Annotated in this window: 8 protein-coding genes; 7 read left to right on the plus strand and 1 reads right to left on the minus strand. The window is 47.3% G+C overall.

The genetic code is table 11. The features are described from left to right. Positions 1–229 precede the first annotated feature (229 nt). On the minus strand, positions 230–844 hold the full coding sequence (locus GPK83_RS16285; protein ID WP_215705301.1) for a hypothetical protein: 615 nt from the start codon (positions 842–844) through the stop codon (positions 230–232). 289 nt (positions 845–1133) lie between these two features. On the opposite strand from GPK83_RS16285, the gene GPK83_RS16290 reads away from it, so the two are divergent. From GPK83_RS16290 to GPK83_RS16320, 7 genes are all read left to right on the plus strand, one after another. Then, a complete protein-coding gene (locus GPK83_RS16290) occupies positions 1134–2660 on the plus strand; it encodes a hypothetical protein (RefSeq protein ID WP_215705302.1) in 1527 nt (508 codons plus the stop codon). A 133-nt stretch (positions 2661–2793) separates the two neighbouring features. Beyond that, positions 2794–3300 (plus strand): signal peptidase I, encoded by a 507-nt coding sequence (gene lepB / locus GPK83_RS16295; protein ID WP_215630905.1) that lies wholly within the window; start codon positions 2794–2796, stop codon positions 3298–3300. A 47-nt stretch (positions 3301–3347) separates the two neighbouring features. Continuing rightward, entirely contained in the window at positions 3348–4739 is a 1392-nt protein-coding gene (locus tag GPK83_RS16300; RefSeq protein WP_215630906.1) for a type IV secretory system conjugative DNA transfer family protein, read from the plus strand. A 56-nt stretch (positions 4740–4795) separates the two neighbouring features. Continuing rightward, entirely contained in the window at positions 4796–6946 is a 2151-nt protein-coding gene (locus GPK83_RS16305) for a type IV secretory system conjugative DNA transfer family protein (RefSeq protein WP_215705303.1), read from the plus strand. Positions 6947–7063: 117 nt separating this feature from the next. Next, positions 7064–7849, plus strand: coding sequence for a class B sortase (locus GPK83_RS16310; protein ID WP_215705304.1), 786 nt, complete (start codon positions 7064–7066; stop codon positions 7847–7849). Further along, positions 7830–8090: a hypothetical protein gene (locus GPK83_RS16315; protein WP_215630909.1), complete on the plus strand. Its 261-nt coding sequence runs from the start codon at positions 7830–7832 to the stop codon at positions 8088–8090. Before GPK83_RS16310 ends, GPK83_RS16315 begins: the two co-directional genes overlap by 20 nt. Positions 8091–8148: 58 nt before the next feature. Beyond that, positions 8149–12888 carry a hypothetical protein gene (locus tag GPK83_RS16320; protein WP_215705305.1) on the plus strand — a complete coding sequence of 1580 codons (4740 nt, stop codon included), beginning with the start codon at positions 8149–8151 and terminating at the stop codon, positions 12886–12888. Positions 12889–12890 lie beyond the last annotated feature (2 nt).

The raw sequence follows: 12890 nt of genomic DNA on the forward strand, positions 1-12890 counted from the left end.
GTCTCCTTTTCGTTTCTGATTTTTATACCTGTAATGCAATTGTCCAAGGACAGTGTATCGGAGCCATCCTCATCGACACAGTAATTATGGAACAAAAACAGAGAAAATTGGTTTTACACTAAATTATTCATGAAACCATCTCTCACGACTGAAGTCACAAGCATGTGACGATTAATTCTGTCAAAGTTTCTATACAGACCCACACATAAGGTAGGCCATTTACATATAGTTATTCATCAAACGCCGGTTCATATCCCTGGGATGTCGTATCTTTTTCGTAATCCTTATAATACTGATGATGACGGGAGCCGCAAAGGATGGATTGCCTGACTTCCGGACGTTCCTGCAGGTGTTTCATCATAACGGAATGCTGTACCGGATCCAGGATGCGGTTGTTGTTCGGCCCCTCGCCGCTCTGGCTGTCCATCCAGTTTGCGTTGCTCGGATAAAAACGGCGCAGCATTTCCACGGTATAACCAGGTCTGGTCTCCAGATAAGCAAGTGCATCAAGAACCGTACTGTTCTGCGGAGCCTTTGCGTCATTCTCATCATAGACGTTTGCCATCAGATCAAGAAGTGCGAAAGCATTGTAATGATCCACACCGTCCATGACAGCAGGCATATCCAGATATCTGGCATGAATGATACCAAAACCGAGATCATCCCTGCAATCCTTGGTGCTTTCACGCACATCCATTCTGCGCGTGCAGTTTTTTGCATAACCGATCGGCAGATCCTGACGGTATGGGTCCATAGACTTTAAGATCGGGCTCTCCTCATATTTTCTTTCTGTATAATAACGCAGCTGTCCGGATTTGGCAGCAATTTTTCTTTTATCTTCCATATATATTTTCCTCCCATTGAAAAACATCAGCGGTTTCATTTTTTTTGCGGATAAAGCCGAACTGAAATTTTCACTTCGTTTCTGCGGATATCTATTTTCATTATAATTATGGTCCTGAAAATCTGCAAGTGGATTTCTGCGGATAACAAAAAATGCCATATTTTAATCTGCCCTATATATATGGCAGATACCGGGCGCAACCTAAATTGTTGCTTAAACCGTATCCGCGGGAACCATACCTTCCCTTTCCATAATTACCACGAGAAAAAAATAAGGAGGTAAACATTTTATGGCTCAGGAAGCTTCGATGAAAGACGTCGGCATGTATCTGATGGGCACATTACAGCTCATGTTTGAAATGGCGGATGACGCCATGAGCAAATACAGTGTGTCCTATGACGATGTAAAATTTGAGGATCGGCTGGAAGATGTTGGTGGTTTAAGTTTTGTGGAACGCTCCCGTGGGGAAGACGGACATATCAACAAAGATATTCTGGAACGTAACGTCGGTATGGTGATTACCTGCGGTGCTTACATGAAAGACCGCGTGATCGCAGAGCTTGACCGCAACCGGGTCAGCCGTGTTCAGACGGAAGAGTGTATCAACCGGAATGGACATTTGACCAATCTTTGTCATTTTGTAATCGACGCCAGGGATAAGGAACTTGCCCGGGAAATCGTGGAAAAACTCAACACCCGGGAATCCATTATGCGTACGGATGCAAAGGCATTTGCCATCCGGTGCAATGAGCAGAACATCAGTATTTCATCCGTGGACATGGAACAGGAAAAACTGGACTACATGGAAAAGCGCGGGGACCTGCGGGTGCCGTATTGTAGTGTTCCGCTGGAAAACAACAACTGCAGGCTGTATTTTGAAACCGCCAACGCGGACAAGGTAATGAGTGAATTAAAGTATGCGACTTTAATCCTTTCCGCCAGTGCACGTGCCAATATTATGGAACGGGACGAGAGCTGGGGTAAACAGATAGAAAATGTCATTGCAAAGCTCGGGGATACTCATGCGTCCTGCGTGGTATACGACGCATATGCGCCGGACCACTATGTCACTTCCGACTCAAAAGGAATCCATCTGCACATCGGCAAACAGGAGGAACTGATCTCCCGCATGGACCAGGGGTGGGATGACCGGCTTTATGAGATTCTCCGTGGATACGGAAAAATTCATCTGGTTGATGATCTTACAAAAAACCGCGAAGCAGGGAAACCTGAAAACTTTAAACAGGAAGTCCCGGTTCTGGATGCAGAGAAACGGATTGAAATGTACAAGCGTGAACTTGTAGCACACATGGAATTCCGTCTGGACAACATGGATCTGGAACAAAAAGCACAGGCAAAAGATAACCAGGTACGACTGGATAACAGCATCTGGCATGCGATCCAGTCCGGCAACTCCGATCTGGAGATGCGTTTAAAATCCGACCGCAGCGACAATATGGAATCCCTGTTCGGCAAGAGGGATGTGAATACCGTGGATCTTGCGGATATGCGGGATTCGGAATTCATCCATGCATTCTGTATGCGTGCGCTTGGCTACGCCACCCTGGAAGATCCGGTAGCCCTGCAGGCCATGCTGGAAGAAGCAGATAAAGACCCAGTTATGATCGCACTTGCCGCAGAAGACCGTTCCGTCAAAGTGGCATTCATTCAGGAAATTGAGGAAAGCGTGGAAGAAACCAGACAGATCAAATATGAGCTGGAGGAAGCCGGGCCGAAGGATATCCTGATTGATCTGGAGAAAGAACAGACCATTACCGCAGTAATCAACGACCACGAGATGGAGGAGGAGCGCTAAAGCATCCACCGACAGTTTTCGTAGTCGATTGGTAGACCCGCCTTATGCGCAGGTCTGTATAGAAACATAGAAACTCAAACCGGCATACAGGGAAGCGTCGCCTCCCTGAGAACCATACAGGGAGGAATCTTTTATGTTTTCAAAAAATTTCAAATCACTTCGTTTTATGCTGCTGATTTTCCTGGTCACGACATTCCTGATGAATTACGTCCTGATCAATGCCTATATCCCGTCCGGCTCCATGGAAAACACAATCATGACCGGCGACCGGGTGATCGGTCTGCGTTTTATAAGACATTATAACCGCGGCGATATCGTGATCTTCCCGGATCCGGACGGCGGCGGCTATTACCTGATTAAACGGATCATCGGCCTGCCGGGCGATACCGTAACCATTCAAGGCGGAACCGTATCCATAAACGGCACCCCACTTGAGGAACCATACCTGAAGGAGACAATGAGAAAAGATGAGAGCTTTTCCATTACCGTTCCGGACAGCGGATATTTCATGATGGGCGATAACCGGAATGATTCGTTTGATGCAAGATACTGGGAAAACAAGATTGTATACGAAGAGAATATTACCGGAAAGGCAGTCCTGCGTTACTGGCCGGTACCGTCTTTTGGGCCGGTGAGTTAAAAGAAAAGGAGGAGAGGGAGATAATCATATCTCCCGCAAAAGGAATCATGAAAAAAGAAATTGAAAAAGTATGCCAGTCCGCAGAAGCTCTCTGCTGGACGGAAGATGAAATCAAAGAATTTAACCGCACCCACAATTCCCCGTTTGGAGAAGACTATGCACAGGGAGAAGATAACCTGCTCGTATCAAAAAACATTTTCCTTTCATGGAATGACAGCATGGCAAGACGTAGAAGCGATATTTTGGTTCTTGGAAGCACAGCTTCTGGAAAAACCTCCTGCGTCATACTGCCGAACCTGATGCATGCTTCCGGATCATACGTTGTAGCGGATCCAAGCGGAGAACTGTTAAAACGCAGCCGCGCAGCTCTTAGACAAAAGGGCTATGCAATCCGTGTTCTGGATTTTGCAAATCCAGCGGCCTCTGACGGCTACAATCCACTTCTGTATAGCGTAGATGCGGAAGATACACTGAATCTGACCCGTTGTCTGCTTGAGAATACGGAACCGGGAAACAAGGTAAACGACCCGTTTTGGGAAAAGAGCGAAACAGCCTTATTTAATGCTGTATTTGCCTTTCTGGTGCGCCGTCGTCAAGGCGAAAAGTGTACACTGCATGAAGCGCACCGTCTGGTTTCCATTGCAGCAGAGCGCGGAGGGGAATTTGATGCCTTGTTTGAGGAAGCGCGCAAAAGGAAACCAAATGACCCAGCCGTTTTAAGCTATGACGTGTTCCGGCTTGTGCCTGAGAAAACCGCAAAAGCTGTATGTGCATCCGCAGCAGAACGCTTGGCTGCCTTCAACGGGAAACCGTTAGAAGATATCAGCTATTGCGACACCATCGCATTAGATGAACTTGGTGATGCGAAAACAGCGTTATTCCTGACGGGATTCCACGCAGCTGAAAAACAGAAAGTCCTGATCCCGATGCTTATCGCGCAGTTGTTCAATACGCTGGTCTACCATGCGGCATTTGAATATGATGAAGGTGAACTGAAGGAACATGTGACTTTGCTTTTGGATGAGTTCCCCAATATCGGCTATGTCCCTGAACTGAGCAGCCGTCTTGCCTGTGGGACGGCCTGGATTTCTGTAGTCATGGCGGCGCAGAGCGTCGAGCAGATCAAACGTCTGTATCACAAGCAGACAGAAACGATCCTGGCTTCGTGCGAAGCAGTTGTATATATGGGCGGATCATGTCAGGCAGCCGATGAGAATACCAGGAACTGGATTAAAAACAAACTTGGCAGCGCCACCATTACAGAAACAGAATCGCAGTCATCTGACCCTGAAGAGGAAAACGCAAGGACAGCCCATGAGTCTGCGCCGAAGCTGGTTTTGCAGGAGGGAATCTGCCAGATCCCGGACGATATGTGCCTGGTATGCATGAAAGGTATGCCGGCAACATTGGATGAAAAATTCTGCGGATATCTGGAATAACGAAATATTAAGCGGCCGGCATAAAAACCGGCCGTTTTCTGAAAGGAGGAAACTGTTTGGCAGTACATCTTAACGTAAAAAAAGAGGAATCCGACCGCAAATTGCAGTACATCATGATCGGTATCGGATTCATTTTCTTTACATATCTGTGTGCGAGGACCGCGTACTACATGGATGCCACCGGACAGACCAGTATGTTCCTTGCCATGGTTTATGTTATTCCGACTTTGTCGGAAAATCCGTTTGCCTTGGCATTTAACAAAACTTTTTTCAGTGTGTTTGGACTTGGGTTGATCGTTATCGTGATCCTTGCGCAGGTGGCACGCGACCATAAAGTCCTAAACGCACATTACAAAGATGGAGAACAGTGTGGTACGGCAAAGTGGCAAAATCCGCGTTCCATCAAAATGTTTAACCGAAAGTTTAATGCCCCTTATGGGAAACCGATTGCTGATGGAGATGAGAATACCATCTACTCCAAGAATTGTTTTGTGACAATGAATACCCGACAGACCGGACTGAATAACAACTCCATGATCATCGGCGGCCCCGGCTCCGGTAAATCATTAAACATTGTACGTCCGAACCTGATGCAGATGTATGGTTCTTATGTCATTACGGACCCTTCCGGAGAACTGATGGCAACCACGGGAAGGATGTTTGAAGATGCCGGATATGAGATCAAGGTTTTCAACCTGTGCGACATGCCGCATTCCAATTGCTATAACCCGTTTGAATATCTGCGCGGCGAAGAGGATGTTCTGACCCTGATTTCCTGTCTGATTAAGAACACGGAGGGAAAAGGAAAGAGCGGGGATCCGTTCTGGGAAAAAGCAGAGACGGCGCTTTTACAGGCGATCATCTTTTACCTGATCCGTTATCAGAAAAAAGACAAGCAGAATTTTGCCATGGTATCAAAACTGCTGCGCCAGGCAAAAACAGACCCACAGGCAACTTCCTCCCAGCTGGATAAGATTTTTGACGAGGTACGTGCTTATAATAAGAATGACATTTGTCTGAAACAGTATGATATCTTCAAACAGGCTTCCGAAAAAACCGCGCAGTCCATCCTGATCACGGCAGCCGTAAGACTGGCGCCGTTCAATGTCAGTGCCGTGGAGGACTTGACATGTAAGGATGAAATGGATTTGTCCGGCCTTGGCGACAAAAAAACGATCACTTATATCATCGTGCCTCAGGGTAATAACCCTTATGCGTTCCTGGTTAACATGATGTACAGCCAAATGTTCGATTCCCTGTACAGCCATGCCGCAGCAGACTGTGAAGGTCTGAGACTGAAATACGATGTGCGTTTCATCCTGGATGAGTTTGCCAACATCGGCGTAATCCCGGACTTCCAGGTAAAACTTACCACCATGAGAAAATATGGTCTTTCCGTTATGATCTTCATTCAGGCAGTCGGCCAGATTAAAAACCTCTACGAGGATGACTGGGAGACCCTGATGGGTGCCTGCGATACACTGGTTTATCTCGGCGGTAACGAGTTATCCTCCATGGAGGACCTGAGTAAGAAACTCGGGCAGCAGACGATCCGCGTCCGTGATAGTTCCCATACCAAGAGCGGCAAGGGCGGTTCAGATTCCCATTCCATAAAGTATACCAAGCGAGAACTGCTTACTGTGGATGAGATCAGAAGACTGGAAAAAGGCTGTTGCATCGTGGTAATTAAAGGTGAGGATCCGTTCTATGATGAAAAATACTTCACCTTTGAACATCCAAAGGCAAAATTATTAGGAGATCTGGGAAGTGGAGTGGGTCTGTATCAATTTGATCAGTGTAACACCAGACCGGAAAACGTAGCAGACAAAGAACGGAAACTGAAAGCAAAGCAGGAAGCTGCCGTGAAGAAAGCGGAGCAGGAAAAACGTCCGGGGGCAAAACCAATCGTCGGTCGGGAAGCCCGTCCGGAAACCAAACCGCCAACACCAGAGGAACAGGCAGAAAAAGCAAAACAGATTGCCGCACAGACCGCGTCCATGGCGTATGATAAGGAAAGCACCCTCGCGAAGGGCGCTACGATCACGACTGTGAAGAACGGTATTGCTTCTGTCGCAAAAAGAAATTCATCCAGTTCCAGAAAAAGTACCGTTGTGGGACATACAGCCACAAAACCGACTGCACCGCCGCAGTCCGGCATGGAGGGAGCACGCAGTGCGATTGACCGCTTCAGCCACGTGGAGTTCTAATGACAAAACATAGGCAAATTGCAAAAGAAAAATTTCCATAATTGCAGGGAAACCTGTATTGACCGTATCTGTCCTGGCAGGTGCGGTCTTTTTTGGTGGATAAAGGAGAAAAGAGTTTTGCAGAAAAAATACCGAATTTTGTTATCCGCAGCTTCCATTGCACTGATCGTGGTCTCTGCGGCTGGCCTGACATTTGGAATGTTGCGATATACCAAAGCGGACAAAGGGCTAAAACACGCGGATTCCGTCATTGCAGAATATACCTACACGGTTCCGATATCGTCCGATGAGGTACAGTATTCTGTTGATACAGAAAACCTTGTAGACATCGCAGGTCTGCAGCGGGTAAATCCGGACGTTGCCGCTTATTTACAGATTCCGGATACCGCCATTTCCTACCCGGTCATGCACTCGGATGAACCGGGATATTATCTGACCCGTGATTTTGACGGTACCAGATCCGTTTATGGCAGCATTTATGTGGACGCTGCCTGTTATGAGAATGGGCCGGTTACTTTGCTGCACGGACACAACATGAAAAACGGTACCATGTTCGGAAGCTTAAAACGCTACCGTGACCCGGAATACGCAAATTCCCATGAAAATGTCCGGTATACCACAAAGGACGGCATGGAGATTTACCAGGTATGTGCTGTGTATGATGGTTCCGTTCGGAATCTGGATCTGATGAAGTGTACCATTCCGTACACACAGGAAGAATTTGATCAGCTGAAAACTTACATTACGGAAAACGGGGCGATCCGAGAAGATTTCACCTGGGATGATAAACTCCTGGTGCTGTCCACCTGTACCGGAAGCGATAAAAATAAACGCCTGTATGTGATGTGCAAAAAATATCAAGAAATCAAAGGAGGAATTGCCGATGGCACAAAAACAGATTAGTTCCGCGCTGCAAAAAAGCGGACTGAGCTTAAAAGACCGTTATGAAAAGAAACAGGAAGAAGAACTGGTTGTGGAACGAAGACCGGTCGTGACCATACTGACGGTGCTCGGAATCCTGCGGACGGCCCTGTGCTGTATTCTGGCAGCCATCGGGCTTTTGACCATGCTTCATCCAGGGCTCAGGCAGGTCTTTGTGAACCTGCTCCACGCATTCTTTATGGAAGCTGGGTTTCTTGGCTAAACCAAAAATGTGCGTTCCGCACACATAATTAAAAAAATCACAGAAAGGAGAAAGGAAAATGCGAATCAGAAAGAAAAAGATGGTGAAACCGCTGGTGCTGGCGCTGGCCGCCAGTCAGTGTATGACATCTTTTGCAGGTACATGGGTCTCAACCCCGCAAAATCAGTGGTCCTACGTCCGTGATGACGGTACCAAACAGCCGGGCGGATGGTTCACGGATCCTGCGGATAAGAAAAAATACTATATTAATGATGACGGAATGATCTTTTCCGGCTGGAAACAGATTAACGGCATCTGGTATTTTTTTAATACCGTCCATGATGGCACGTTCGGAGGTGCCCTGGTATCAAAATGGCAGTGGATTGATGGATACTGCTATCTGTTCGATGCGGAGGGAAAGATGTATGCGAATACCACGACTCCGGACGGCTTCGTTGTAAACGCCGACGGACAGTGGATGGAAAACGGGAAAGCAGTATATGTATCCGGAAAGGGCATCATCACAAAATCACCCGGCGGAAGTGCAACCGGTCAGACAGCAACAGTTAAGCGCAGCTCCGGCGGTGGAGGTGGCGGTGGCGGCGGAAGCAGTTCCGGAAGTGGTTCCTCTTCAAAAACCGTATATTATTCCTACGTGGTACGTTATTTGGATACGGAAGGCAATCTTCTGGCCACCACGGAAGGGGAAACGGTCCGCAATTCCTTCATTACCATAGCCACCCGTCAGTTTGACGGATATGAGTTCATCGAAGGCCAGCCCGGATCGCAGAAAGTCACACAGGATGGTGCTACATTCCTGATGACCTATAAAAAATCCGCAGGGCAGCCAGACCATGGTGACAAAGACAACGGAAACACGGATGAAAGCAGCGAATGTGCATACACTGTGCTTTATATTGATAGCGAGGATGGCCATACGTTAAATGCCGTCACCGGCCGTGAAAAAAAAGGAAAAACAGTATCCGTAGGAAATTCCGTGGAAGGATATACGGCTGCTGCCGGCAATACCCCGACTTTCACGGTAACCGGAGACGGCATGGTAATCCGGCTTTATTTTAACCGGAAGGAAGAGAGCTGTTCCTATACGATCCGATATGAAGATGAAGCGGGTAATATTCTGGAGCTTGTATCCGGAAACGCTGTTAAAGGTTCTTCCGTCACCATTCCAAAGAAAACATTTGACGGATATACATGCATCACGGACCGTTCCGCTCTGAAAGTGGACAAAAACGGTGCGGAAGCAGTAATCCGGTTCCGGAAAAATAAAGTGGATGACGACCATAAAGCAACAGACAGTAATGCGGACAAGGAAGAATACTCCTACGTCGTATCCTATATCGACCGCGACACTGGGGAAATCCTGATGAAAGAAACCGGTACCGCTAAGGAGGACGAAGAAATTATCCCGTCCGTGGACTTTGACGGATACCGTTATGCAGACAGCTATCACTTTACAGTGGGGACCGGTAAAAATATGTTCAAGGTCTATCTCATCCGTACAGGAGAAGACGAGGACTTCGAGGATGTGAAATATACCGTGACCTGTGTGGATGAAAACGGGACAGAATTAAAAGTGTTCCACGGCACCGTCACCGTTGGGGATGAGCCGGTCACAGTAAAAACTTCTTATGATGTGGAAGGCTACGAACTGGATGATGATGCAAAGATTACCGTAACCAGGGATGGCGCAAACAATTTTACGCTCCGTTACAAGAAAACCGCAAACAGTTCTCTGACTGTTGTGTGCCGTGACATCGACACAATGGCGGACATTGAAACGAAGACAATTCCTGGAAATACCGGAGAAAGTGTAAGCCTTGCCGGGATCTGCCCGGACGGATACGAAGCCGCCGGGGAACTGCCAGAAAGTGCCACAATCTCTTCCAATGAATCCAACAACACAATCTATCTTTATTATAAGAAAATTGTGGAAAAGCCGGATGTAAAAAAAGAGGTTCCGTATACGATCCGGTTCCGTGCGTATGGGGATAACGATACTATGGTCATGAACGATGTGACCGGAACATGGACATTGGGTGAAAAACTTCCTTATTATTTTGCCAAAGTCTACAACGATGCGCAGGGAAGAACCTGGACCGCTATCGGTGACAGCCCGCAGATTTTTACGGTCAGTGACCGCGCAGCAAATATTTTTACGATCGAATTCAAACTGACCGGACAGCAAGAAGAGATCGATACGGAAAGGAAATACACGATCAAATACGTGGCGGAAGACACCGGCTCCGTGCTCGGAATCACAACTGGAATCGGGCATGTAGGAGATCAGATCCCGTATATGAATACTTCGGACAGCTATGGATTTGCACAGACATCCGGAAACTATCATGTAATTTCCGATGACGGCAACACCGTGGAAGTGATTTTAAAAAGAAACAAATTCCCGGGACCGGAGAAAAATCCGAGCACCGGGAAATATGACGGATATGAATGGCTGGCCCTTTTTGTGGATGATAATGGAAATCAGCTGCTGCCGAACGTCAGCGGTTTTACCGTAAAAGGAGACCGCCTGCGTTTTGACTATCCGGATACCATTGAAAAAGACGGTGTAACATACCGCGCCGTGACACAGTCACCGTATATCGAGTATACGGATCAGACTACATACCAGCAGTATGTGATCCGCTATGTGGCAGGAGAAACATCTGAAACCAAACTGGATGAGTGGACAACAAAGGCACAGGAAAAGAAGGATACCTTTTACGGCACGACCCCGTACCATTTCTTTGTCGCATACCGTGAAAAGAATTCCTGGAATGATATTGGACTGCAGTTCGGCATGGGAGCGAAAGATTCCACGGTAGAAATTGGAGCACTAGATATCCCTGGATGGAATATTCCGTCCGAAAACCTTGGTTCCTTTACCCTGGATGCGGACGGAAAAACGCAAACAGCCCAGTATGAAAAACCGAACGGCGGTACATCATCGGATTACAATAAGCGCGGATATACAGTCAGGATCGTAGACGAAGATGACAATGACCTGTTTGATCCGTACAGCGGATATGCGGCTTTTGTAAAGGGAAATTCAAGTATTGACTTCCCGGTATATTTCCCGTCATCTTTCCAGGATTCGGACGGAAACCGTTGGGAAGCGGACGAAACATCCCCGAAGAATTTTGTCCTGAGTGCCATGGATGCAAATGAGCTGACAGTCCGTTACCACAAAACATACGTAAATAAAAAGGAAGAATTTATTGTGGAAGACAATACGGGTTTCAACCGCATTTTAAATGATTTCGCTTCCCATACCAATGATTCTTCCCAGCATGAATACTATGTAATCGGACGTGGATACGACACCTCCACGGCGGAAGTCAGCGCCACCATGTCAGCATACCGGCTCGCTGGATATTCCAATGAGGTCGTGGATACCTTTACACTGGATGGCGTAACCTATACCGTTTCACGTGTGCGTTATTACCGTAAGTGGGAACAGAATGCCTGCACGCATGACTGGGAAGCCGTGGAAGATCTGAGCGGCAACTGTTTAACGACAGCCTCCCATACAGTACGATGTGCCAAATGCGGCGAGGAAGTGACCGTGCTGGTCCCAGCCACCGGGCACAAAGATAAAGACCATGACGGACGTTGCGACGCATGCGGTGTCCAGTTATCGCAGAACCTGGGAGATGCGATTGCAGTAACCTGGGATTCCGGTTCTCTTGGCTTCGGCACAAAGAAATATACTTTTACCTGTATCGACACAGATTATAACGGTACAGGGAAAATGCTCTTCATCGCATCCGAAGGAGTCGGAAGCGACCTGTATGGAACTTATACAACAGCCGACAGTGCAGCATACACATCCTCAATGCTTCAGCAGTTCCTGGATGATGCCTTTGCGGATGGCCTTTCCAACCGTCTGAACTTAAATTCGATCGACGGGAATGCGGTTTCCATTCTTACCAAAGAAGAATATGATCACTACCGGGAAGAGGCAGAAAACAAGTTTGATTTCCCAGAAGGCATTTACTTAACAAAGGGAGACTCAGATACGGAAGTAATCCTGACAAATGGCACAACCGTTTCCAAAGAAAAAGCATCTGCTTATGAAGCACATCCGGTCATCCTCCTGAATCGTTCCGGTGAAAACCAGAAAGCGGAAGAGGAACACTGGAATGTCGGCGACCTGCAGGCACGTGAAATCAACGGAAAACTTTATCTGTTCCGCTGCGTGGATGAAAACTATATGGATAAGTCCTCTACGGACAAGAGCATGGCACTGTTCCTCTGTGACACCGTGATTCCGTCCAATGAAGGACTCGGGTTTGACGAAGCGGATGGCACACAGTCAACTAGATTCTTCGGAAGCACGAACAACTATAAATACTCCGCAATCCATGAATGGCTGACAGCCAATAACCCGGATACAGATAATCTGGTACGCATGAATATCGGAATCAAGAATGAATACACCGGAAGTTCCGCGACAGGGTTGTTTGACAGTGTGACGGCGAAGTCATTCTCACGTTACGCCCGTTCCAACCCACAGGTACTCTATTCGGGATTTTTCATCCCATCCCTGGAAGAGGCACTTTCCATGAAAGATTACCTTTGGAAAGTGGATCATTCCAATGAAAATAATGCAGAAAGCATTATCACAAAATACTGCGGCTCTTATTGGCTGAGAACTCCGGAATACAGAACAGACGATATGGTTTATACCGTCAACTTAAAGACCGGAGCCATTGAGCCGAGATCCGTAAAAGCAACCAAAAACAATGATTTATGTGATATCGGCATCCGTCCGATGTATGCAATGTATCAGGGAAGCTGACT

Source organism: Clostridium sp. MCC328 (assembly GCF_018785465.1).
GTDB lineage: Bacteria > Bacillota > Clostridia > Lachnospirales > Lachnospiraceae > Pilosibacter > Pilosibacter fragilis.

What these genes read in the sequence shown, in the direction of transcription:
- GPK83_RS16285 (WP_215705301.1), bottom strand. Translation starts at nt 844, where the DNA reads ATGGAAGATAAAAGAAAAATTGCTGCCAAATCCGGACAGCTGCGTTAT.
- GPK83_RS16290 (WP_215705302.1), top strand. Translation starts at nt 1,134, where the DNA reads ATGGCTCAGGAAGCTTCGATGAAAGACGTCGGCATGTATCTGATGGGC.
- lepB (WP_215630905.1), top strand. Translation starts at nt 2,794, where the DNA reads ATGTTTTCAAAAAATTTCAAATCACTTCGTTTTATGCTGCTGATTTTC.
- GPK83_RS16300 (WP_215630906.1), top strand. Translation starts at nt 3,348, where the DNA reads ATGAAAAAAGAAATTGAAAAAGTATGCCAGTCCGCAGAAGCTCTCTGC.
- GPK83_RS16315 (WP_215630909.1), top strand. Translation starts at nt 7,830, where the DNA reads ATGGCACAAAAACAGATTAGTTCCGCGCTGCAAAAAAGCGGACTGAGC.
- GPK83_RS16320 (WP_215705305.1), top strand. Translation starts at nt 8,149, where the DNA reads ATGCGAATCAGAAAGAAAAAGATGGTGAAACCGCTGGTGCTGGCGCTG.